General features: G+C 67.7%; 22 protein-coding genes. 14 read left to right on the forward strand and 8 right to left on the reverse strand.

Features of this window, described 5'->3' with window-relative positions; all coding sequences use genetic code 11:
- A complete protein-coding gene (locus tag AC2XR2_RS16305; protein ID WP_449349692.1) occupies positions 1–858 on the forward strand; it encodes an LLM class F420-dependent oxidoreductase in 858 nt (285 codons plus the stop codon).
- 10 nt (positions 859–868) lie between these two features.
- Here AC2XR2_RS16305 and AC2XR2_RS16310 read toward each other — a convergent pair whose 3' ends face one another.
- From AC2XR2_RS16310 to AC2XR2_RS16325, 4 genes are all read right to left on the reverse strand, one after another.
- Positions 869–1,726, reverse strand: coding sequence for a fumarylacetoacetate hydrolase family protein (locus AC2XR2_RS16310; RefSeq protein ID WP_491515423.1), 858 nt, complete (start codon positions 1,724–1,726; stop codon positions 869–871).
- 127 nt (positions 1,727–1,853) lie between these two features.
- Positions 1,854–2,567, reverse strand: coding sequence for a YidC/Oxa1 family membrane protein insertase (locus AC2XR2_RS16315; RefSeq protein ID WP_381306339.1), 714 nt, complete (start codon positions 2,565–2,567; stop codon positions 1,854–1,856).
- An 88-nt stretch (positions 2,568–2,655) separates the two neighbouring features.
- On the reverse strand, positions 2,656–2,967 hold the full coding sequence (locus AC2XR2_RS16320; protein WP_330266690.1) for a DUF6412 domain-containing protein: 312 nt from the start codon (positions 2,965–2,967) through the stop codon (positions 2,656–2,658).
- Positions 2,968–3,008: 41 nt separating this feature from the next.
- Complete coding sequence (locus tag AC2XR2_RS16325; protein WP_381306335.1) at positions 3,009–3,536, reverse strand: winged helix-turn-helix transcriptional regulator; 528 nt, start codon at positions 3,534–3,536, stop codon at positions 3,009–3,011.
- 68 nt (positions 3,537–3,604) lie between these two features.
- On the opposite strand from AC2XR2_RS16325, the gene AC2XR2_RS16330 reads away from it, so the two are divergent.
- A complete protein-coding gene (locus AC2XR2_RS16330) occupies positions 3,605–4,996 on the forward strand; it encodes an MFS transporter (protein ID WP_491515424.1) in 1,392 nt (463 codons plus the stop codon).
- Positions 4,997–5,020: 24 nt separating this feature from the next.
- Here the strand turns inward: AC2XR2_RS16330 and AC2XR2_RS16335 are convergent, their stop codons facing one another.
- A complete protein-coding gene (locus AC2XR2_RS16335) occupies positions 5,021–5,812 on the reverse strand; it encodes a class E sortase (RefSeq protein WP_491515425.1) in 792 nt (263 codons plus the stop codon).
- 229 nt (positions 5,813–6,041) lie between these two features.
- On the opposite strand from AC2XR2_RS16335, the gene AC2XR2_RS16340 reads away from it, so the two are divergent.
- The 12 genes from AC2XR2_RS16340 to AC2XR2_RS16395 all read left to right on the forward strand — a co-directional run bounded on the left by AC2XR2_RS16340 (position 6,042) and on the right by AC2XR2_RS16395 (position 17,175).
- The gene (locus AC2XR2_RS16340) at positions 6,042–7,514 is read left to right on the forward strand and encodes a glycoside hydrolase (protein ID WP_356461028.1); all 1,473 of its coding nucleotides are present in this window, start codon (positions 6,042–6,044) and stop codon (positions 7,512–7,514) included.
- Positions 7,515–7,612: 98 nt separating this feature from the next.
- Entirely contained in the window at positions 7,613–8,623 is a 1,011-nt protein-coding gene (locus AC2XR2_RS16345; protein ID WP_381306327.1) for an SEC-C metal-binding domain-containing protein, read from the forward strand.
- A 184-nt stretch (positions 8,624–8,807) separates the two neighbouring features.
- Positions 8,808–9,392, forward strand: coding sequence for a dihydrofolate reductase family protein (locus AC2XR2_RS16350; protein WP_491515426.1), 585 nt, complete (start codon positions 8,808–8,810; stop codon positions 9,390–9,392).
- Positions 9,389–9,802 carry a VOC family protein gene (locus AC2XR2_RS16355; RefSeq protein WP_491515427.1) on the forward strand — a complete coding sequence of 138 codons (414 nt, stop codon included), beginning with the start codon at positions 9,389–9,391 and terminating at the stop codon, positions 9,800–9,802. Before AC2XR2_RS16350 ends, AC2XR2_RS16355 begins: the two co-directional genes overlap by 4 nt.
- A 391-nt stretch (positions 9,803–10,193) precedes the next feature.
- Positions 10,194–10,760: a hypothetical protein gene (locus tag AC2XR2_RS16360; RefSeq protein ID WP_491515428.1), complete on the forward strand. Its 567-nt coding sequence runs from the start codon at positions 10,194–10,196 to the stop codon at positions 10,758–10,760.
- A gap of 157 nt (positions 10,761–10,917) precedes the next feature.
- Positions 10,918–11,769 (forward strand): hypothetical protein, encoded by an 852-nt coding sequence (locus AC2XR2_RS16365; RefSeq protein ID WP_491515429.1) that lies wholly within the window; start codon positions 10,918–10,920, stop codon positions 11,767–11,769.
- A 339-nt stretch (positions 11,770–12,108) separates the two neighbouring features.
- A complete protein-coding gene (locus tag AC2XR2_RS16370) occupies positions 12,109–12,444 on the forward strand; it encodes a type VII secretion target (RefSeq protein ID WP_491515430.1) in 336 nt (111 codons plus the stop codon).
- Positions 12,441–13,568: a WXG100 family type VII secretion target gene (locus AC2XR2_RS16375; RefSeq protein ID WP_491515431.1), complete on the forward strand. Its 1,128-nt coding sequence runs from the start codon at positions 12,441–12,443 to the stop codon at positions 13,566–13,568. Before AC2XR2_RS16370 ends, AC2XR2_RS16375 begins: the two co-directional genes overlap by 4 nt.
- Positions 13,569–13,573: 5 nt before the next feature.
- Positions 13,574–13,837 carry a hypothetical protein gene (locus AC2XR2_RS16380; RefSeq protein ID WP_491515432.1) on the forward strand — a complete coding sequence of 88 codons (264 nt, stop codon included), beginning with the start codon at positions 13,574–13,576 and terminating at the stop codon, positions 13,835–13,837.
- 619 nt (positions 13,838–14,456) lie between these two features.
- Positions 14,457–14,840: a very short patch repair endonuclease gene (locus AC2XR2_RS16385; RefSeq protein ID WP_491515433.1), complete on the forward strand. Its 384-nt coding sequence runs from the start codon at positions 14,457–14,459 to the stop codon at positions 14,838–14,840.
- 107 nt (positions 14,841–14,947) lie between these two features.
- Complete coding sequence (locus tag AC2XR2_RS16390) at positions 14,948–15,937, forward strand: DNA cytosine methyltransferase (protein WP_491515434.1); 990 nt, start codon at positions 14,948–14,950, stop codon at positions 15,935–15,937.
- An 80-nt stretch (positions 15,938–16,017) separates the two neighbouring features.
- Positions 16,018–17,175, forward strand: a complete 1,158-nt coding sequence (locus AC2XR2_RS16395) for a DNA cytosine methyltransferase (protein ID WP_491515435.1) — start codon at positions 16,018–16,020, stop codon at positions 17,173–17,175.
- Here AC2XR2_RS16395 and AC2XR2_RS16400 read toward each other — a convergent pair.
- From AC2XR2_RS16400 to AC2XR2_RS16410, 3 genes are read right to left on the reverse strand one after another with little or no spacing between them, the layout of a single operon-like run.
- Entirely contained in the window at positions 17,172–18,062 is an 891-nt protein-coding gene (locus tag AC2XR2_RS16400; protein ID WP_491515436.1) for a DUF6339 family protein, read from the reverse strand. The two genes, AC2XR2_RS16395 and AC2XR2_RS16400, sit on opposite strands and share 4 nt — an antisense overlap.
- 2 nt (positions 18,063–18,064) lie before the next feature.
- Positions 18,065–19,048, reverse strand: coding sequence for a hypothetical protein (locus AC2XR2_RS16405; RefSeq protein WP_491515437.1), 984 nt, complete (start codon positions 19,046–19,048; stop codon positions 18,065–18,067).
- Entirely contained in the window at positions 19,045–21,168 is a 2,124-nt protein-coding gene (locus AC2XR2_RS16410) for a helix-turn-helix transcriptional regulator (protein WP_491515438.1), read from the reverse strand. Before AC2XR2_RS16410 ends, AC2XR2_RS16405 begins: the two co-directional genes overlap by 4 nt.
- Positions 21,169–21,998 lie beyond the last annotated feature (830 nt).

The following is a 21,998-nucleotide window of genomic DNA, read 5'->3' on the forward strand; positions in this document are numbered from 1 at the left end:
CTGAAGCAATCCGTCGGACGGTACGGCATCTGGAACGGCGGCGGCCTGCGCTCCGAGGAGCCGGAACGCCGAGGCGAACTCGCCGAGACGGCGGCCGAGTTGGAGGAACTGGGCTTCGGCGCCCTCTGGCTCGGCGGCAGCAGCGCCACCCACCACGCCGTCCCGCTGGTCGAGGCGACCTCCCGGATCGTGGTCGGCACCAGCATCCAGAGCATCTGGCAGTACGACGCCGGGACCGCCGCGGCCGCGTACGCCGAGCTCGACAAGGCCCACCCCGGGCGCTTCGCCCTGGGCCTCGGCGTCAGCCACGCCAAGCTCGCCGAGCAGTACCGGCGGCCCTACTCCGCCCTGGTCGACTACCTGGACGCGCTCGACGCGGCGGGAGTCCCGGCGGAGGGCCGTCTCCTCGCGGCGCTGGGCCCGAAGACCATCGAGCTCGCCCGGGACCGCGCGGCCGGTTCGATCCCGTACCTGATCAGCGCGGAGCAGACGGCGAAGTCCCGTGAACTCCTCGGCGAGGGGCCGCTGTTGGCTCCGGAGCTGAAGGTGGTCCTGGAGTCCGACCCCACGAGGGCCCGCACCCTGGCCCGCGACTACCTCGCCATATACCTGGGCCTGCCCAACTACACCAACAACTTCCTCCGCAACGGCTTCACGGAGGACGACCTGAAGGACGGCGGCAGCGACCGCCTGGTCGACGCGGTGTACGCCTGGGGCACGGAGGAGCGGATCCGCGCCCGCATCGACGAGTACCTCGCCGCGGGCGCGGACCACGTGGCCCTCCAGGTGGTGGACGGAGGCCCGCGCTACGACCTCCCGAGGGAGGCCTGGCGCAGGCTGGCGGCACTACTGAGGTGAAAGGGTCGCCCTAGGCGTTCTTGAGCTCCTGGCGCTGACGCCCGAGTCCGGAGATCTCCAGCTCCACCACATCTCCCGCCCGCAAGTACGGCTTGGGCTCGGGCTCACCCAGCGCCACCCCCGCCGGCGTACCGGTGTTGATGACGTCACCGGGGTACAGGGTCATGAAGTGGCTGACGTACCGCACCACTTCCCCCACGGGGAAGATCTGCTCGGCGGTCGTCCCGTCCTGCTTCAGCTCCCCGTTGACCCACAGCTTCAGCGAGAGGTCCTGGGGATCGCCCGCCTCGTCCGCCGTCACCAGCCACGGCCCGAGCGGGTTGAACGTCTCGCAGTTCTTCCCCTTGTCCCACGTCCCGCCGCGCTCGATCTGGAACTCCCGCTCGGACACGTCGTGCGACACCGCGTACCCGGCGACATGGGCGAGCGCCTCCTCGGCGGACTCCAGATACCGGGCCGTACGCCCGATGACGACCGCCAGCTCGACCTCCCAGTCGGTCTTCTCCGACTTCCGGGGCACGAGGACCGTGTCGTACGGGCCCACCACCGTGTCCGCGGCCTTGAAGAAGATCACCGGCTCGGCGGGCGGCTCGGCCCCGGTCTCGCGGGCGTGGTCGTGGTAGTTGAGCCCGATGCAGACGATCTTGCCGATGCGTGCGAGCGGCGGCCCGACCCGCAGCCCGGTCGCGTCGAGCTCCGGCAGGTCCCCGGACTCCGCGGCCGCGCGGACCCGGCCGAGTGCCGCGTCGTCGGCGAGCAGCGTCCCGTCGATGTCGTCCACGACACCGGACAGGTCCCGCAGGACCCCGTCGGCGTCCAGCAGGGCGGGCGTCTCCGATCCCGGCGTTCCGACTCGCAGCAGCTTCATGGTCACTTTCTCCCTCGATCGCGGGGCGCCCTCCGACGGGTGCAGCCATCGGATGACTGGTCGATCCTCCAAGGTCACCGTCCGCTCCGCAATACCCGGTTCACGGACTGGACCGTCACCGCGCCGGTCAGCGGTAGAGGACGGCCCTCTCGACCGCGGCCCACGTCGAACTGGTCACCACGTACAGCGCGGCGGCGAGCGGCACCACCGCCACGGTGAACAGGGTGAAGAAGGACATGTACGGCATGAACCTGCCCACCGCGCCGGCACCGGGCACCGGCTGGCCGTCCGACACCGGAAGGACCGGGTTCGCGGCCATCATCCGCTTGGTACGGCGGTAGTTGAAGGTCGCCACCAGGATCACGAACGTGAACAGGCAGACGTAGACGAGCCCGGCTCCCCCGAACAACCCGCCGTCCCCGAGCGCGTCCGCCCAGCGCCCGCCGAGCGGTGCGGCGAACAGCTCGTGGCCCAGCAGGGCGTTGGCCCGGCCGCCGATCGTGGTGTTGGAGAAGAGGTGGTACAGCAGGAAGAAGGCGGGCATCTGGAGCAGGCCGGGCAGACAGCCGGAGAGCGGCGAGACCTTCTCCTCCGCGTGCAGCGCCATCACCGCCTTCTGGAGCTTCTCGGGGCTGTCCTTGTGCTTCTTCCGCAGCTCGGCGATCTTCGGCTGAAGCCGGGTGCGGGCCTTCTGGCCGCGGGCGGCGGCGCGGGACAGGGGGTGCACGAGCAGTCGTACGAAAGCGGTGAACAGGACGATCGCGGCGGCGGCCGCGGTGGCGCCGAAGAGGGGATGGAGCAGGTCGGCCAGGTGCTGGACCAGGTCGGCGAAGACAGACATGGGTGAGCCCTCCGGGGGTCTCGTCGTGCCGGTGGTGGTGAGGGCGGCATGACGACCCGCGCGGGCGCACTGCTACAGAGGTGAGGCCCTACGCGGTGGTCGTCCGGAGGGCGTGACCGGGGGCTCGGGGGCGGGGGCGGCCCTTGGCGTCGGGGTCGCGCTGGGGGAGGAAGGCCGTACGGCGGTCCCGGTCGCGGATGGCCGTACGGACCCGGGTGGGCGGCACGGCGGGCGCGCAGCGCGAGGCGAGCAGCGAGCAGGCGGCGAAGGCGGAGCCGGCCGCGGCGGTCGCGGCGAGCGCGACGGCGGCGGAGAGGCTGCCGGTGTCGAGCAGAACGACGTCGAGGACGAGGAGCAGCAGCACGGCGGCGGGACGCACCGACGTCCAGCTGCGGCGCATGGCCACTCCCTCTCTCCCGAAGCCGACGAATCCTCCTCCGGTTATACCTGATCGACCACGAGGGGCTGCAAGAGCCTCTTCGGCTTGCGCAGGGCCCGACTGACCGGGTTCGGGGGGTCGGGGTCGAGGCCGGGGCCCGGGAGCATGAGGACGTCCTCGACCGGTACGACGGTGGCGCAGGCGGGGCATTCGCCGTAGGAGCCGAGTTCGGTGCCGCAGTCGGCGTGCTGGAAGACGAGGAGCACGCTGCCGCCGTGGTGCTCGCGGCCCCAGCGGCTGAGGGTGCGCAGGGTCGGCCACAGGGCGGCGCCGCGGTCGGTGATCACGTACTCGTCGCGGGGCGGGGACTCCTGGTACCGGCGCTTTTCGAGGATGCCCTCCTCGGTGAGCATCTGGAGGCGGGCGGCGAGGACCGCGCGCGGGATGCCGAGGTGGACCAGGAAGTCGTTGTAGCGCCGGACGCCGTAGAGGGCGTCGCGGACGACGAGCAGGGTCCAGCGTTCGCCGACGATCTCCAGCGCGCGGGCGATCGAGCATTCCTGTGTCGCGTAGTCCTTGCCCAGTGCCATGACGCCCACTGTAACCATTTTCCCGCCATGGGTTCAATGACCGAACTCACTCTGCTACGGTCGTCCGCATGCCAAGGTTCAATGAACGAACTCTCGCCGAGGTGAAGCGGCCGGCGACCACCCCCGAGTCGTCGGCCCGCCCCCGCGCCACCCTCGCCCTGACCAGCGCCGCCACCGCCGTGGCCCTGATGACGTACACCGCGCCGATGGTCACGCTCCCCGACGTCGCCGCCGACCTGCACACCCCGCTCTCCGCCCAGGCCTGGCTCCTGAACGGCACCCCGCTCGGCCTCGCCGCCCTCCTCCTGGTCGCCGGCAGCCTCGCCGACGACTACGGCCGCCGCCGGATCTTCGTCGCGGGCACCCTGGCACTCGGCCTGACCACCGCCCTCGGCGCGCTGACCTCCTCCACCTGGCTGTTCACCCTGGCCCGGATCGCCCAGGGCGCGGCCAGCGCGGCCCTCCTGGCGAGCAGCCTGGGCCTGATCGTCCACGCGTTCCCCTCACCGAGAGGCCGCCTGCACGCCACCGGCGTCTGGGGCGCGTTCGTGAGCGGCGGCATCGCGGTCGGCCCGCTGCTGAGCGGCGCGCTGCCGAGCTGGAGAGTGTCGTACGGCGTTCTCGGCGCCGCCGCCGTGCTCGTGGCCGCCCTGTCCGCACGCCTGCTGTCGGAGTCCCGGGCCCCGCGCGGCGGGCGCCCCGACCTCCCGGGCGCCGTGACCTTCGGGCTGGCCCTGGTCGCCCTGGTGGCGGCGCTGACACTGGGCCGGGACGGCTGGCTCCGGGCGCCGGTGGCCCTGCTGTTGCTGGCGTCCGTCGCCCTGCTGGCCCTGTTCGCCGTGGTGGAGCGGCGCTCGGCGACCCCGATGATCGACCTGGGCCTGCTCCGCCACCGCCGTTTCCTCGCCTCCTCCTCCGGCGGCCTGTTCACGGGGTTCGCGGTGATCGGCCTGTTCAGCTTCCTGCCGGCCCTCCTCCAGCAGACCCTCGGCATGAGCGCGATGCACACGGCCTGGCTCTTCCTCCTGTGGTCCGGCCTGTCCTTCGCGGTCGCCCTCCAGGTCAGGCGCCTCGCGGGCCGGGTGCCGCCGCGGTGGCAACTCGCCCTCGGCTTCCTGCTGCACGCGGCCGGCGTCCTGACCATGCTGGGCTCGCTCGACGCGGGATCCTGGGTACGGCTGCTGCCGGGTCTGCTGATCGCCGGCGTGGGCAGCGGCCTGCTGAACGCGGCGCTCCCGCTGCTCGCGGTGGAGTCCGTCCCAGCGGCCCGGGCGGCGATGGGCTCGGGCGCCCAGCAGACCTTCCGGTACATCGGCTCCTGCGCCGGAGTCGCCCTGACGATCGCCATCGCCACGTCGTCGGGCAGCGGCCTGGCCCACGGCGCGGACCTGGCGATGCTGGTCTCGGCGGGGCTGGCGCTGGTGGCGGCGGCGAGCGTGGTGGCGCTGCGGGAGCGGTGAGCGGCACCGCAGGTCGGTTGCCGCTCAACGCGGTCGCGTCGAGACCAGCTTGCCCCACACCACGAGCCGGTACCGGGACGTGTACTCGGGAGTGCAGGTGGTGAGGGTGATGAAGCGACCGGGCGCGGTGTAGCCGTAGGAGGGATGGACCGTCGAACGCGGGATCGCGCGGATCACTCCCGAGTCGCGGGCCGAGGTCTGGCGCAGGGTCCGGTCCACGGCGTACGTGTAGACCGTGCTCCGGGTCTCCACCTCGACGGTGTCCCCGGGCGCGAGGCGGTTGACGTACCGGAAGGGCTCGCCGTGGGTGTTGCGGTGCCCGGCGAGCGCGAAGTTGCCGACCTGGCCCGGCTGTCCGGAGCCGGGGTAGTGACCGACGTACCCCTTGTTGAGCACGCTCTCCTTGCCGACGCCCTCGGCGACGGGGACACGGAGGTGGAGGCGGGGGACGGTGAGGATGGCGTAGGCCCGGGACCGAGTGGGCTGCGTGGCCGTGGAGTTGGTGGTGCGCCGGGGTTTCGTGGCGGAGGGTGTGCCGCCGTCCTGCGGGGACGTGGTGGTGCCGACGCCGCCCGGGTCCTGTCCCTGACCCGCGCTCCGGTCGTCGCCCTGGCCCTCGCCCCACTCCCGCTCCAGCGCCTCGACCTGGTGCCGGGCGCCCTCCCGGGCCTGCCGGTTGGTCCACCACAGCTGGTGGACGACGAGGAGCAGCAGGACGACCCCGACGGTCACCAGGACCTCGCCGCCGGTCCACAGCGCGCGGCGGCGCCGGGCGCGCCGGCGCCGGATGCCGTGGTGCACGATGCGGGACCGCATGCGGCCGCACGATAGGGGCGGCGCCCTCAAGTCACCAGGGCCAGGCACCCACCACACACTCACGGACCCCGCACGTCCGAGATACCGAACTTCCTCCACTGGTTTTAGAAAGGGATGTCAGAACTCTCGACAACCCCACTGGCCACACCCGATGCTTCGTCGTGGCAAGAACGGGACGGGCCACGACGCAGGCGGGACGCCGCGTCGCCCCTCGGAGTTCGGAGTGGCAATGATCCGACGCAGAACGCTGCTGACAGCCGCAGGAGGCACCCTCCTCGGCAGCGCACTGGCCACCGGCACCGCTCGCGCGGACGCCACGATCGCGGTCAGCCCGGGGACGTCGTACGGCACCTGGGAGGGCTGGGGCACCTCGCTGGCCTGGTGGGCCAACGTGTTCGGCGCGCGGGACGACTTCGCCGACATCTTCTTCACCACCAAGTCGACCACCTACAACGGCACTTCGCTGCCCGGCCTCGGCCTCAACATCGCCCGCTACAACCTGGGCGCGTGCAGCTGGAACACCGTGGGCGGCTCGTCGATGGTGGCGTCGGCCAACATCCCCGCCTTCAAGCAGATCGAGGGCTACTGGCAGGACTGGAACAACGAGGACCCGACCTCCTCGGCCTGGGACTGGACGGCGGACGCGAACCAGCGGGCGATGCTGGTGAAGGCGACGTCACGCGGGGCCACTTCGGAGCTGTTCGCCAACTCCCCCATGTGGTGGATGTGCCTGAACCACAACCCCTCCGGCGCCTCCGACGGCGGCAACAACCTCCAGTCCTGGAACTACCGCCAGCACGCCTCCCACCTCGCCTCGGTGGCCCTCTACGCCAAGAACAACTGGGGCGTGAACTTCTCGACGGTCGACGCCTTCAACGAGCCCTCCTCGTCCTGGTGGACGGCGACCGGCACGCAGGAGGGCTGCCACATGGACGCGACGGTCCAGTCGGCCGTACTGCCGTACCTGCGCAGCGAGTTGAACAACCGCGGGCTGACCGGCGTGAAGATCTCGGCCTCGGACGAGACGAGCTACGACCTCGCCCGCACCACCTGGAACTCCTTCAGCTCGACCACGAAGGGGTACGTCAACCAGGTCAACGTGCACGGCTACCAGGGCTCGGGCGGCCGCAGGGACTTGTTGTACACGGACGTCGTCACGACGGCCGGCAAGAAGCTGTGGAACTCCGAGACCGGCGACGGCGACGGCACCGGCTACACCACGGCCTTCAACCTCCTCTACGACTTCCGCTGGCTGCACCCCACGGCCTGGGTGTACTGGCAGGTCATGGACCCGACGGCGGGCTGGGGAGTGATCAAGTACGACGGCAGCACCCTCCAGGCCGGCGCGATCGAGACGAAGTACTACGTGCTGGCCCAGTTCAGCCGGCACATCCGCCCCGGCATGAAGATCCTCGACACGGGCGTGAGCAACGCGGTCGCGGCCTACGACTCCTCGGCCAAGCGCCTGGTCATCGTGGCCCTGAACACCTCGACCTCGGCCCAGACCCTGACCTTCGACCTGTCCCGCTTCACCACGGTGACCGGCGGCTCGGGCGGCCTGGTCCCGCGCTGGAACACGGTGACGACGGGCGGCGACAAGTACACGTCGTACTCGAACACCTTCCTGAGCGGGAAGTCGGTGGCGGTGCCGTTCGCGGCGAAGGCGGTGCAGACGCTGCAGATCGACGGCGTGACGATCTGAGTCCACGGGTGCGGGCCGGGGACTGGCGGTTTTCACCAACCGGCCCCTGGCCTGCACCTCTCTCTCCTTTGTCACTGATCGGCAGTACGGTGTCCCCCATGCGCCCCGACACGCCTGCCGAGAACGTCGACCACAACGCCGAAGCGGCACGCCTGGAGCGGACCGCCGACCGGTACCCCGAGGACGCCGAGGCCCTGCTCGTGCAGGCCGCGGCCCATCTGGAACTGGCCGGCGACCGCCCCGCCGCGTCCTCCCTCTACGACCGCCTGCTGGCCGCGCAGGACGGCCTGGAGAACCCGTTTCTCGTCCGTGCCCTGAAGGCCGCGAACCTCTGGGAGTACGGCCATGAGGCCGAGGCCCGCGCGATCATCGAGGGCGTCCGCGTGGCGGCTCCCCGGGACCCGGCGCCCTGGGTGATCGTGGCGGAGGCCCTGGAGTCCCACGACGAGCTGGAGCAGGCACAGGAGACGTTCACGGAGGGCGCGAGGGTCCTCCTGACGGACGTGGCGGAGCCGCCGTACTCCACGCATCCTCTGTTGTTCGGCCGTCACCGCGTCCGCAGGATGCTCGGCCTGGCCCACGACGAGTGGGACACCCTGGCGGACACCCTCCACTCCTCCCCGGTCTCCCTGGACGAGCTGCACGACCCGAAGCGCGTCTGGTCCCTCGGCTCGGACAACCCGGCGGAGCTGGAGGCGGAGATCAGCCGCCTGCGCGCCGAACTCGGCACGTACCGGGAGGCGTTGTCGCGTCCGTTCCCGGTGGCGGTCCTGCACTGGCCGGCGTCCGAACTCTCGGAGCTCCTGACGGCGTACCCCTCGCTGGAGTCGGAGTACCCGTCCCACGAGGACCACCTGGCGACCATAGAGGCCTCCCTGCGCGAACTCTCCACGTCCGGCACCCCGAACCTGGGCATCGTCTCGGGCACGGTCCCGTCGTACGAGGCGTTCGCGGCGTCGGAGGGTTCGTCCCCCGCGGACACGGCCCTGCTCCCGCAGTACGCGACGACACTGGCGGCCCGGGGCCGCGCGGTGGAGTGGCCGCCGCAGCGGGGGACGGCGTGCTGGTGCGGTTCGGGGCGGGTTTATGGGGAGTGCCACGGGGAGTAAGTCGACGGCGTGACGCATGACGGGGTGGTCGGCAACTGAGCGACCGCTCTCGATTCAACTGCATCTGAGCGACAGCTCTCGCTTCACGCCTCGTCGCGTCTCGCCGCACCGATGAGTTCACTCGCGCCCTGAGGTCTTCCTTGTGACGTCACGAAGACGTCACGCAGGAGAGAGGGAGACCCGGATGAGGAATCCGATTCGGCTGTACATGTCGATGTCGCTGGACGGCTACATCGCGGGCCCGGACGACCGACCAGGCCAGGAGCTGGGACGCGACGGTGGCCGGCTGTTCAACTGGCTCGACGACCGGGAGTCCGACGGCCCGAGCGGCCAGGTGTACCGCGAGGCGCTGGCGACGGGCGCGCTGATCTCCGGCCGCAGGACCTTCGAACTCGCCAAGCGCTGGCAAGGCGACCACCACGACGGTGTGCCGATCCTCGTCCTCACCCACGGGGCGGAGGACGGGGACGTACCCCCCGGCCACGCGCGCTTCGTCACCGACGTGGACGACTGCGCCCGTCAGGCCCGCGAGGCCGCCGGGGACCGCCCGGTCATGGTCCACGGCGCGTCGGCGGCCCAGGCACTCCTGCGCGCCGGACACCTGGACGAGATGGAGATCCACCTGATTCCGGTGCTCCTGGGCGAGGGCCGACGCCTGTTCGACGGCCTGGGCGGTGCCCACATCGAACTCGACCTGGTCCGGCGACTCGACGCCCGGGACGTCACGCATCTGCGCTACCGGGTGCGTCACTCCGAGGAGACCGCATGAAAACGCTCTTCGTCTCCTACCGAGTCACCGATCTGGACCGCTCGCTAGCCTTCTACACCGCGCTGGGCTACGCGGAGTTGGGCCGGGTGGAAGCCGGCGACGCAGGCAACCTCTTGCTCCTCAGCTTCCCCGACGAACCGTCCGCCTCCCTCGAACTGGTCCACCGCCCGACCGACGGCCACGTCGAGGTAGGCACGGGCTTCGACCACCTGGCAATCCAGGTCGACACCCTGACAGACACGCTGGTACGGCTGACCGAGGCAGGCCTGACCCCGGGCCCGATCCAGCACCCAGGCGGCCCCGACGGCCCCAAAACCTCCTGGCTGACCGACCCGGACGGCTACCGAATCGAACTGGTGGAATGGCCCCCCGGCCACGCAGCCGGCATCACGGCGGCGGACTTCTCCTGAGCAGCGCCGGCCTCCAGACCTCCGGTCTCCCCACCTGCACCCTTCCGGCGGAAAGCCGCCACCCCAACGGGTAGGCCACGAAACACGACCGCGCACCCCAGACCCCGACCAACCCGAAAGCGGACCTCCCCCTGCCACACCTGGGCCACCCATCCCCCGGGCCGCCCGCTCGCTTCTCCCCCGTGCCGGAGCGGACTGGGTCAAGGGTCGGGCACAGCCCGATCGCCGCAGGCGACGCGACCGCAGGGAGCGCCCTTGACGCAGTCCGCGGAGACACGACACTGCGAAGAAGCGGGCGGCCAACGCCAACGACCCAACCCACAGCCGAGTAATTGCTGTTGCTTGCCAGCAGGGAGCCCATGCAGAAGCCACACCACAACGGACCCACCCCATGAACGTACGGCGCACGCTCCCGACGCTGCCCCTGCTCGCCGCGCTGCTGTCAGGTTGCGGCTCACCCGGTAACGGCCCCTCGGCGGACGGCCCCCTGAACGGACCCGACTACACCGCTGCCGGATCGGGCGAGGAATGCATTCCGCAGAAGGAGGGCGGCAGCGCCTGGTTCGGTGGGGACGAGTTGCACAACTACGGCAGCAAGCCCGCCGTCATCGACAAGGTGACGCTGAGGAAGGCAAGTGGCCTACGCCTGGCCGAAGCGGTCATCGTGTCCAACTCCACCGCCCTGATCGGCTACGGCTACGGCTGGCCCCCGGCCCCAGAGGCACGCGACCAGCCCGGCATCGACTGGCCCCACCGCCGCAAGGCCGTAGGAGCAACCATTACCCCCCAACCGGCCAACGCGAAGGTCGCGAACAACCTGGTCCTGCACCTCCAGGTCACCGGGACATCAGCCGTACACATGGCCGGAATCACGGTCGAGTACCACGTCGGCGACTCCCACTACCTCTGGCACAACGTGCTGGGCCTGGCAGTGGAGACAAAGAAGCCCACATGCTGAAGGGCGTCTCGGACCAATCCGAGACGCAAGACAAAAGACGCACTGTTTACCCAAAGGATCTTCACCGACTACGAACCGCCTCCCTATAGTGCGGGGATCAACAGGCGCGGCCAAGGGGGGACTTGGGCGAACCTTTCAGTTTCCCGTAGGGGGATTCATGCGTCTACGCGTTGCGGCCGCCACCGTGTCCGGTGCCGTCGTCCTGTCCGCGCTCGCTCTGCCGGTGGCCGCCCAGGCGGCGACTGAACGGACAGGTGCGGAGACAAAGCTCAGCTCCTTCACCTCGAAGTCCGTGCAGCCGAGGGACTCGTTGGGCAACACCAAGTTCTCCCACGCGGTCATCAACGGGGGCAAGGACATCGTCCTCGGTACCACCGGCACGAAGTCCGTCACCGTCACGTACACCGCCACGGACCAGAACGGCATCGCCCTCACCGAGGCCTTCCTGTGGCAGGGCACGGACAGTTCGACCACGGAGGGCATCACCGGCGGCCTGGGCACGGACGACGACCCCGACTGCACGGAAACGGCGACCCAGGGCACGTACACCTGCAAGGCCGTCTTCAACATCCACCCCGCCACCGACATGAAGGACAACGGCGTGGCCGGAACGTGGAAGCTGTTCCTGGGCGCCTGGGACCTGTACGCGAACGCCAGCTACAACGACGACGTGGCCACCGCCTCGATCAAGAAGGCCTCCACGCTGACCGCCAACGCGACGCCCGAGCCGGTCAAGAAGGGCAAGACCATCACGGTCACGGGCAAGCTCGCCCGAGCGAACTGGTCGACGGGCAAGTTCGCGGGCTACGTGTCCCAGCCCGTGAAGCTCCAGTTCCGCAAGAAGGGCAGCAACACCTACACCACCCTCAAGACGATCAAGACCAACAGCACCGGCGCCCTGAAAACCACCACCAAGGCCACAACCGACGGCTACTACCGCTACACCTTCACCGGCACCCCCACCACCGCCCCAGCAACGGCACCGGGCGACTTCGTCGACGTCAGGTAGGCGGTCGGGCAGCCCCGCCAGTCGGCATTCCGGTGCCGGGCTGCCTCGCGTCATGGCGCCCGGCAACACACCAGCGGGGGCTGACGGCGACAGGGCAAGAACCGACACTCTGGCCACTCAAGACCCACCCGGAGGACGTCGTCGCCCTGGTATGGGGCTTGCTCGGCAGCGTGCATGCCCGAGAGTAGGTCTGAGACGCGACGTCACTGCAGGCATTGCGCAGGTCAGAGCGGCGCAAAGTGTGCACCACCCCTTGCTTTGCAAACGTAAAAGTTCCTTACCGGAGGGCTCCCGCCCGGAGATGCTGGCCGTTGCGACGGCTTTCGAACGGGGAGTGGGATGGGTGGGCAGTTCGGGGTGGACCCCGAGACGCTGACGGAGCTGGCGGGCAGGTTCGACCGGGAGGCGACCGGACTTGCGGGGCCGATCAGGACGTTCTCGGGGAGCGCGGCCGAGATCGGTGAGGCGTTCGGGCTGCTCGGGATCTGCGACGGGGCGGCGGACAAGTACCGGCAGTTGTTGGACACCACGGCGAAGGCGCTCGGCCACCTGCCGGACGTACTGAGGAGCGGTGCCGACCGCCTGCGGCTGAACGCCACCCACTACGCGAACTCGGACCAGACCGCCCTCGGCTACGTGCATGCCGCGGCCGGCACCTCGGGCGGCCGTTCGTGAGCGTCAACAGCTGGATCGACGGCAAGGTCCTGGAGATCCTCCAGGCGGCCGGCGTGGAACTCCCGGGCGGCGACGGCGATACGCTCCGCTCCATCGCCCGTTCCTGGGACGTCATGGGCACCGAACTGACGGACGTCGTACTGGCCGTGGACTCCGCGATCGCCGGAGTCGACCGGCAGGGCTGGCACGGGGACGCACGGGACGCCTTCGAGAAGCACTGGGGCGAGCAGAAGCAGATCATCCGCCAGATCGCGGACGACTTCCACCACGTAGCCGACGGCCTGCGGTCCTACGCCGACGAGATCGACGGAATCAACAAGGAGATCATCGACATCTGCGTCGAGATCGCCGAGATGGAGATCGCCGGGGTCGCGCTGTCGTTCTTCACCGGGTTCATCTCGGACCTGGTGGCGAATACGGCGGTGGCTGAGCGGGTGGCCAAGGTCGTGGAACTGGTGCGCCTGTTCTCGGCGGCGGCGGAGAAGGTGGGCAGTCTCCTCGAGAGGTTCACGGGGCTCAGCGCCGAGACCGCAGCCACCTTGGAGCGGGGCCTCGCAACCGCGGCAAGGATCAGCGCGACATTCGCCAAGACGGGACTGGAGAGCTTCGTGACCAATTTCGCCGCGGACTCGGGAAGCCTGATGCTGAACCAGGCCGTTCATGGGCAGCCGGTGACGGTGGGAGATGACCTCTCAACCGGCTACAGGGCCGCACTCGGCACAGCGGCGTTCACCGCGGTCGCCGGGACCGCGGGAGCCCGCGTGTCAGGCCGGGTTGGCGACATTCTGCGGGGTGACGGCCTTCTCGGCACCACCATCAACGGCGCCGCCGGCAACGTCGCCGGTGGCTACACGGCCGACACGATCGCAGGAGCGGACTCCTCGACGATCGGCCAGGACGCCCTCGCGAACGCCGCTACGGGCGGCATCGGAAACGCCCAGAACCACGGCGTCAACCATGCCCTGGAGCAACACGGCAGCCTCGGTGGAGAACACCTCAGCGACCGGGGGAAGCTCGCGGACGGCACCTTCAAGAACACTGTCGGCACCACCCTCAACACGGGCGTCTACGCCGCTGGATCCGGCATCGAGTCCGACATCCAGGACCTGACGAAGGACGAGTAGGACGAGTGAGCACCCTCAGCGACATGACCCTCGCGGCGGTATGGACTCCCAACCCCGACCACCCCTTCACACTGAGCAAGGTCTTCGGATTCGTGGCCGTGGTGATCGGCTGCGCGATCGCCCTCATCGGGGCGTACGCGGCGTTCAGCACCTGGCGCGGACTGGACCCGTCGCGCCGCCGGGCACAACTGCTTCCGCTCACCATCCTGGCCGCTGTTTTCCTGGCCGTAGGCCTGGCAGTCACAGCTCTCGGCGTCTGGCTCTTCTGAACACGACGCCGCCATCCAGGCCCCGCCGAAGGCTTGGCAGGACGAGTGAGCAACCTCAGCGGCGTCGCCTTCGCGACCGTGTGGACGCCAAGGAACGCCGACCCGGCCGCCCGGACCCATGATGTCCCAGAGTTCCAGGAGCCGGACCCGGGTCCAGACCGCGGGCGCGGTTTTGGTGCCGCCGTGCAGGTGTTTCAAAAGCGGCCTGGTACGACCTGTCACCTGCGGAAGCTGCACGAGAAACTCGCGCCGATGGTTGAAAAGGCCCGAGGAAACAGCGCCGTAATACCAGTGCGAATTGAGTCGCTCGGCCTCTCGGCCTTACTCGGGGATCTATCAGCCACCCACCTGCGCTGCAAACGGCTCAGCGTGCGTCGGCACCGAGGCCACCAACGCGATCCACGACCCGTCCACGAACCCCAGCTCGAAACAGCCACGCTGGAGCACACACTTGGGATTAGCACGGAGGTCGATGACGACAGCTCGTGGTGCCTCCCACTGCAGCTCGTACGCCGGACCGCCCCCGCCTGCCCGCTCACACCGCCCCCCGCTCCGTCCAGGCCGGCAGAATGCTCATGTGTCAGATGCCATACCGTCGTCCCCCGCTGTGTCTGCCCGCATGAGCCGTCAGGGTTCCCGCGACACAACTCCCGAGTTGGCGGTGCGAAAGCTCCTGCACGCCGCTGGCCTGCGCTATCGAGTAAACGCGCCGGTGCCCGGCATGCCCCGTCGCACGATCGACATCGTCTTCACCAGGGCAAAGATCGCGATCTTCCTGGATGGCTGTTTCTGGCACGGCTGCCCACAACACGCAACGCACCCGAAAGCAAACGCAGAGTGGTGGCGTGCCAAGCTCGACAAGAACATGGCTCGCGATCTTGAGACGACTGCGCATCTGACCACGGCCGGATGGACGGTGCTGCGTTTCTGGGAGCACGAGGCACCTGCCTCGGTAGCAGAAGAGGTCGTTGCCAACGTCCTGCGGCAGAAGCCCGAGAAGTAATAGCTCGGAGCGCGGCAGTAGGTTGGATTCACCCCCCATCGACATCGCCGTCGAACACGCCTAGTGTCTGGTCATATTCGTTGATCCACTTGGGCAGGGAGGCCCCCATGGGGAGACTGGTATCGATCGACGTGTGTTCCGGTGCGGGCGGGCTGGCACTGGGCCTGGAACGCGCCGGCTTCGATCCGGTTCTACTCTTGGACCACAAGGCGATTGCTTGCGACACCCTCCGCCGCAACCGGCCGGCGTGGAACGTCTTAGAGATGGACCTGCTGGAGTTCGACCCAATCGAGAACCCGGAGCCGTACAACCCCGAGGCCCTCGATATAGATCTACTGTCCGCCGGTCTGCCGCGAGTGAAGTCTTCAGCAACGACAAGGCGGGTGGAGACCGGCCTTGAGTTGCAGCTGCTGAAAGCCACGGTCCTCCTGGCCGCCCACGTCGTTCAACCCAAAGCCTTGTTGATCGAAAATGTACCGGACCTCGTGACCGCCCCTGAATTCGAGGAGGTCCGCACCTTCATACAGAGTGAACTCGTACACCTTGACTACAGGTTTCACTGGTTCGTCCTCAATGCTGCCGACTTTGGCGTTCCACAAGACCGGAAACAAGGTGTGCTTGTCGCCTTGAAGGATCGCTTCTTCGATCGGTTCCACCCGCCGAGCCCCACCGTGACTCGTCATGTGACGGCCGGAGAAGCTCTGCTGCCCTCGATGACAGCACGCGGCTGGCACGGCGCCGAAGAGTGGGCGACGCAAGCGAACCGTGTGGCCCCCACTCTCGTGGGCGGATCCGACAAGCGTGGAGGCGCCGACCTGGGGCTGACGGGCACCAAAAAGACCTGGGCCCAAATGGGCATCAACGGTGGAGCGTTGAGCGACGAGGTGCCGGGGCAGGACGGAACCCAGGAGTCCGACATGTCCGGGTCTCCTCTGAAGAAACTGACCGTGGAACAGACAGCCGTGCTCCAGTCCTTCCCCGACGACTGGATATTCGCAGGCAAGAAGACCGCCCGATATCGCCAGATCGGCCACGCCTCCCCGCCACCGGTCGGTGAGGCTCTGGGCAGGGCGATCGCGGCTGCGTTGAGGGGTTGAGCGTCCGGCGAGAGCCTTCCATCGCCCCGGCTGCGACGTATGGCCCGAAGATCATTCCTCGCCGGCTACACTTCGATACCATGACCCCCGCACAGCCTCAATCTCCTCAGCCTGCCCGCTTCCACATCGTGGACTTGTTCGCAGGTCCTGGAGGACTGGACATCGCAGCCGAGGCCCTCGGGCTGTCGAGCATCGGGGTCGAATGGGACGCAGGGGCATACGCGACTCGGCAGCGGGCTGGCCTGCGCACCGTTCACAAGGATGTCCGCGAATGCAAGCCCACAGACGCCGACTTCGAGGGCGCCAACGTCCTGGCAGGGGGGCCGCCGTGTCAGACGTTCACAGTGGCGGGCCACGGTGCGGGACGTCGAGCCCTGGACACCGTCCAGGAGTTCGTCCAGCGTCTTGTCGATCGTGACAAGTGGGCCAATATCGCAGCGGATCTGGCTGAATTGAAGGACGAGCGTACGGGATTGGTTCTGCAACCTCTCCATTGGGCTCTGGAAGCCATCGACAATGACGACCTGGACCCCTACCACGCCATTGTCCTGGAGCAGGTCCCGGCGGTTCTTCCGGTATGGGAGGCCTACGCCAAGGCGCTCAACGACGAGTACGAAACAGACTACGACGTCCTACGGACCGAGGAATTTGGAGTGCCGCAAACGCGTCGACGGGCCGTTTTCATCGCACGACGTCGTGGCGCGAGTCAGGCGTCTCCGGGCGAGCAGCCACTGAAGCTGCCGAAACCGACCCACCAGCACTATCGAGGCGGGAAGAGCCGGCCGGTGCAGGAGGACGGCCTCGCCATGGGCGATGCGGTGCCGCAGAAGTGGGTGAGCATGCAGGAAGCGCTTCCGAAGCGTCCTGCACCATTCACGGTCATCTCCAACTACGGCACCGGAGGCGATCCCAAGGCTCGGGGGCAACGTCGCTCCGATCAGCCCTCGGCGACGGTCACGGGCAAGGTCTCACGTAATCGCGTGGTGGGGCCGAACGGTACTGACGACCGTTTCTCTTTCTCCGAGGCTGGTCGCCTCCAGACGTTTCCTGCCGCATATCCGTGGAGCGGCAAAGACATCTCGCAACAGATCGGCAACGCAGTACCGCCACGGCTCGGGATGCACATCCTCAGCGCGGCGCTCGGTCTCGGACGCCCCTCGAAGGACGCCCTGGACCGGCTCGCCACATGGAAGCCACAGGTGAAGGAAGACGGGGACGCGCTGCCCTCGGAGTCCTAGTCTCCATCGGCTTCGGGCTTTCCCCGTACTCCCGCGTAGTCGTCGAAGAGTTCCTCGAAACAGCTGACAAGAGCATTGATGGCGTCCGGCGGCACAGGACCGTCGTCGGGCCCCTTCGGCAGAATCTTCCGGGGCACCGGAGGCGCGGAATGAATTTCCCGGATCCATTCCTGCAAGAGGCCGCCGTCCCACATGTCGTCCTCGGCGAGAACGTCGTACATCAAGGTGCTGGCGGCGGTGTTCGCTGCCCTTGCCAAGGCGTTCACCTCCCGGCCGGTGTTCACTTTTTTCTTGGCGACAAGCCTGATCAACGCCTGTGCCGTGGGGCGGTGATCGATGATGTCGAGTCGGAGGACCGTGTTCAGGATGTCCTGGTTCCCACATGCCACTTCCACTGGACGGTAGTCGCTCCCGTCCCGGAACAGCTCGGCAGCCCACCACAGACGGGAGAAGGTCTGCGTATAGTGCGCCCCGCGGAACCGACTCGCAGCGACCATAGCGGGAAGACCGTCCTTTCCCTTCGGCGACATGTGTCGCCACACCACGTAGTCGGGCGCCACAGCAAGCGCGAGGAAGTTCCACAACCTGCTGTCAGCCGCCTCTCTCCGCGTGAGGCGTAGCGCAGCGTGCAGACGGGGAGCCAGCCAGGCGTCCGCCTTTGTTGAGACATCGTTCCGGTAGAGATGCATCACGTCGTCGATGAGATCCCGTATCGGGACGACCTCCGATCGCGCCGTCATGTCGTCCAGCGGCTCGGTCATCTTGTTCAGGGCGATCGAGGGCGGGGATTCCTGCCCGGAGAGAACTCCCATGCTCAGGTACTTGGCCGCATTGATGTCGGAGAGCAGTGCCAATCGTTCCGGCAGGTGCTCGGGTTTGTCGGTCATACTCAGCTCTCCCGCAGGGACACATCAAGGGTCCGAATCGCCGTCCCCAGGTTCCTGGCTACCTTGGCACGGCGAACGGCCGCGTAATTGATGCGTGGCTGCAGCTCGTTCCAGGCGGCGGACTCTGAGCGACGGATGTGGATCTCACGCAGTGCGTCGGGCTCGGAGTGGTCGGGAAGAACGTCGGCGAGCATTCCTCGCAGCACGCCGTCTCGCCAGCCGCCGGGCCACTGGGGCCCGCCGTGCTCGTCCACTTCCAGATCGCTGACAAGGGAGTGAAAGACGGCTGTCCACACATCGGCGGCGATCTGCGCCGCAAGCATGTCGCGTACTGCTCTCTCCAGTGGGCTGCCCTCCGAGTTGATGAGCTCGGAGATTCCCTCGAACCCGGTGTTCAGGTGCACGTTAGGAAGGTCGCCCGAGGTCTCCACGATCCAGGGGGCGTCCTTGAAGGGCCTCAGCCATTCGGGACCAGTGACAAAGTCGACCTCGTTGACGATCATTTCGCGCTGGCGCGTGGGCGCACTGGCTGTCAGATCGACGATCCACGGAACCTCGGACTCACCGATCGCCCTCCCCCGCACACCGGCCACCGTTGCCACCGCCACGACGGACAACTCGGCCCGGCTGCGGTACGCCGACCGCCAGAAACGCAGATGCCCGGTCCACGTGTCCCCATCCCCTGCGCTCTGTACCAGCCGAGCCGTCGTACGGGAGTTGGTCGCTCTCTCCGTGAGCACGGCGATGACAGAGACCTCGGTCCACGGGCCCTCTGCGAGTTCCCTGACGGGCAAGGTCGCCGAAAGCCCGAGACGGACGCTCTCCCAATCGTGGCGTTCCTCCTGATGCAACGCCACAACCCGTTCCTGGGTGGAGAAGCTCCGTGTGTCCAGGTCGTGTTGATAGCGCCCTTCAAGTTCCTGCCGAACGCCCGTCACTTCGAAGGACAGCTCACCGGCCAGTCTCCGGTACGGATAGACCTTCACGCGGAGTTCTCCCTCGACTTCTGCAACTCGACGATCAAGCCGGCCAACTCCGCGCGAACGGGATGCGTCGACACGTCTGTGAGCGCACTGAAGGACGCGGTACGAGCACCCGCTTTGAACCGGAGTCTGTCCTCTACGAGTTCGCAGTTCTGCCCGGCCACGACCTCCGCCCATGCGACGGATGGACGTCCACCGGAGCGCACGTCGAACTTCGCCACGGGGAGCAGGAGCCAGGGGTCCTGACTCATCGGCAGTTTGACCTCTGCCCTCACCCGCCATGCGCCCGAAGCGTCGAGTTCAGCGTCCAGGCCGCGGATCGTCGGGACCTTACCTCCACGCGCGGCCGTTGACACCGCCGTCCCCGTCTCGAGCCCCAGCAGATCACGCAACACTCGGGATCCGCCCTGTGTCTTCTCCCTGGAATGTCCGATCAGTTCCCGAACAGCGGTATTTGCAGCTCGTGTGAATTCGCTGATTCGGCGGTGCGCAGTGGCCGAGTACAACGCGCGCAGCTCATCGGTCTGTACCCACTTGTTGTGCTCCGGCGGCTCGGAAGCACGCAGAAACATCTCTGCCCGATCCGCGTTCTCAGAGTCGTCTCCCGCAGCCTGACCGGTGAGCAGCACAGCTTGGAAGGGGTTGGTACCCAAGGGCAGATCGGGAACTCTGGCCGCCCTGATCACCATGCGGTTGCCTCGCATGGCGACCATCTGGTTCGGCTTACCGTCGAGGTCCTCGGCCGACGTGATCAGCAGGACTGCTTCGTGCTCGACTGCTCCACCGCTCTGGCCTCGCCTCGGTGGCACCTTCAACGGCACGCGCAACTGGGCGACCTGTCCCGTCTCCGTCAGACGATCGACCGTTTCGCCGTCCAAGAATGCCTTGAGTGCACGAGTCCGGGACGGCTGCTCCTTCTGTGGCTCGACACGTTCCTCGTCGATGACCACCTTTCCATTTCGCAGTGTCCGTACGGATGCCTCCAGCAACGGCACGCTGTCCCTACCGGCGGTCATGGCAGCCCAGAAGTTGCGACCGAGGGCCTGCACCAAGCGCTCGTGCATCGACTGGACCGTCTCCTCGTCGGCCGCGTCCTCACCGCCGGTCGGCGAGTCGTCCGCCAGGCTCGCCACGTCGTGCGCGCCGACGATCAGGAAGGAGGTGCCAGGAGCGGAACTCTCCCGCGTGAGGTGCAACCTCTCCACGGTCTCTTCGTCGGCCCACCAGGAACGAGCAACCTCTTCGCTTCCGGGCGCAGTGTCGGGCTCGCCGAACCAGCCCGGACCCGCCCAGGGCTTGCCGTCCACCTCACGCCATGGCAGTTCCAGCCGTCCGATGAGGCGACGCTCCGTCCGCCCCTCGTGCGGCACGGAGAGAGTGGAGTTGATCAGGACCATTCCCAGCCGGCTCGCGGCCCAAAGCGTGGCCTTGCCCAGTCCGTACGATCCTCCAGCACTCACGTCGGATTTACGACTGTCGAGCTGGCGGCGAACAACGGCGGCGAACCTGCCGTCCTCATAGTCGTCGCCAGTGAGGCCCGAAGCGTTGTAGTCGTCGACCCGCAAAAGGATCAGTCGGTCACGCTCGTACATGTCACGGAGCCCCTGGGCGATGACTCGTCCGACCTTCTGCTCCTGCGCGGCCGCCGCCTCATAGTGGGGAAAGAGGGCATCCCAGGCGACCGCCTCACGGAAGCGAGCGAGGGCCTCGCCTGTCAGCTCGTGCAACGTGTAACGGACGCGCACGGGCTTCGTGCGGTCGAGCCGTTCGTCCAGGCTGTTCTGCGTAGCCTCGCGGGCCAAGACCTCGACGTCGGCCTCGAAGGCAAAGGTGGCGGCGTTGCCGAAGTCCCGACCACCGTCCGCATAGGCGGGACGGTGGTACCAGGAGACTGGGCGGCTGCTCACCACATCGGTCGTGCGCGTGTGCACGCTTACGTGATCGATACGGAAGACGGCGGCAATGGCCCGCATCGTCTCTTCGCGAGGGGTCGCTCGACCGGTGATCCACGCCGAGACCGCGGCTCGAGTCAGACCGAGCTGCTCCGCGAGATCGGCCTGGTTCATGTCCGATCGACGTAGCTGTCGTGCGAGCCACGGACCGAAGTCCTCTCCTGTGTCCACGCGGGACTTCCCCCTCCTTGTCGACCGCAGATCGGCGTCAGCCTAGCATGCCAATTTGACATTCGAAGATCGCGATAATCCTTGTTGACACAGGCGAGCCACCGCTCCTGAAAGGTCGCACCCTAGATTGAGCATAGAAGTCCGCTTTAGACCTCTTGCCCCTGATTCATTCACCCCCTCCTTCACGAACGGATGCCAGGATTTCGTTTGTGGATCAAGGAGAAACGGTCTTGCGCTGCCTTCTCCGGGACCCCTAGGGTTTTCAGTAGCACCAGTGGCCTCAGCCAAAGTGGAAAACATCCGGCGGGAGGGTCTGGTTCCGCATGCCTACACCAAGCGGCGTGCCAGCGGGAACGAAATCTGTACCACCCGGAACGAAGACCCAATTACATACGCCACAGGGGGCTGTCAATCATGTTCGAAACTCCCGACGACTCGCCCAATTCTGACGCGCCCGAAATCGCAAGGATGCGTCGAATCATCGCCGAGTACGACTCCTTCGAAGACTCTTCGCTCAGGTCTGAACTGTTGGAAGCGTACGGTTTGAACCGTGCCATCATCACCAACTACCGGAGGATCGTCTCTCTCGCCGACCGTCGTTCCTCCCCCTCGACCAGCACCCCCACGGGTCGGGCCCGAACGCCTCGTCGCACCCGGGTTCGGCGCACCCCAGCAGCTCCTTCCTCTCGCCCGTACGACACGACTCGACCGGGCGATTCGCGCAGGAACCGCCGTGTCCGGAACGGCGTCATCTTCATCATCATCCGTGTCCCTCGCTCCCCGGACGGCCCCTAAAACCTCTGCTTCTCTCTGTGGCCCGAACTTCTCCA

Source organism: Streptomyces sp. LS-MS-L19, assembly GCF_058382285.1.

Bases quoted from the DNA above. Each gene is read 5' to 3' on its own strand.
- AC2XR2_RS16350 (WP_491515426.1), top strand. From the start codon at position 8,808: ATGAGGAATCCGATTCGGCTGTACATGTCGATGTCGCTGGACGGCTAC.
- AC2XR2_RS16335 (WP_491515425.1), bottom strand. From the start codon at position 5,812: ATGCGGTCCCGCATCGTGCACCACGGCATCCGGCGCCGGCGCGCCCGG.
- AC2XR2_RS16395 (WP_491515435.1), top strand. From the start codon at position 16,018: ATGACCCCCGCACAGCCTCAATCTCCTCAGCCTGCCCGCTTCCACATC.
- AC2XR2_RS16365 (WP_491515429.1), top strand. From the start codon at position 10,918: ATGCGTCTACGCGTTGCGGCCGCCACCGTGTCCGGTGCCGTCGTCCTG.
- AC2XR2_RS16345 (WP_381306327.1), top strand. From the start codon at position 7,613: ATGCGCCCCGACACGCCTGCCGAGAACGTCGACCACAACGCCGAAGCG.
- AC2XR2_RS16390 (WP_491515434.1), top strand. From the start codon at position 14,948: ATGGGGAGACTGGTATCGATCGACGTGTGTTCCGGTGCGGGCGGGCTG.
- AC2XR2_RS16400 (WP_491515436.1), bottom strand. From the start codon at position 18,062: ATGACCGACAAACCCGAGCACCTGCCGGAACGATTGGCACTGCTCTCC.
- AC2XR2_RS16385 (WP_491515433.1), top strand. From the start codon at position 14,457: ATGAGCCGTCAGGGTTCCCGCGACACAACTCCCGAGTTGGCGGTGCGA.
- AC2XR2_RS16370 (WP_491515430.1), top strand. From the start codon at position 12,109: ATGGGTGGGCAGTTCGGGGTGGACCCCGAGACGCTGACGGAGCTGGCG.
- AC2XR2_RS16310 (WP_491515423.1), bottom strand. From the start codon at position 1,726: ATGAAGCTGCTGCGAGTCGGAACGCCGGGATCGGAGACGCCCGCCCTG.
- AC2XR2_RS16315 (WP_381306339.1), bottom strand. From the start codon at position 2,567: ATGTCTGTCTTCGCCGACCTGGTCCAGCACCTGGCCGACCTGCTCCAT.
- AC2XR2_RS16330 (WP_491515424.1), top strand. From the start codon at position 3,605: ATGCCAAGGTTCAATGAACGAACTCTCGCCGAGGTGAAGCGGCCGGCG.
- AC2XR2_RS16360 (WP_491515428.1), top strand. From the start codon at position 10,194: ATGAACGTACGGCGCACGCTCCCGACGCTGCCCCTGCTCGCCGCGCTG.
- AC2XR2_RS16320 (WP_330266690.1), bottom strand. From the start codon at position 2,967: ATGCGCCGCAGCTGGACGTCGGTGCGTCCCGCCGCCGTGCTGCTGCTC.
- AC2XR2_RS16340 (WP_356461028.1), top strand. From the start codon at position 6,042: ATGATCCGACGCAGAACGCTGCTGACAGCCGCAGGAGGCACCCTCCTC.
- AC2XR2_RS16355 (WP_491515427.1), top strand. From the start codon at position 9,389: ATGAAAACGCTCTTCGTCTCCTACCGAGTCACCGATCTGGACCGCTCG.
- AC2XR2_RS16325 (WP_381306335.1), bottom strand. From the start codon at position 3,536: ATGGCACTGGGCAAGGACTACGCGACACAGGAATGCTCGATCGCCCGC.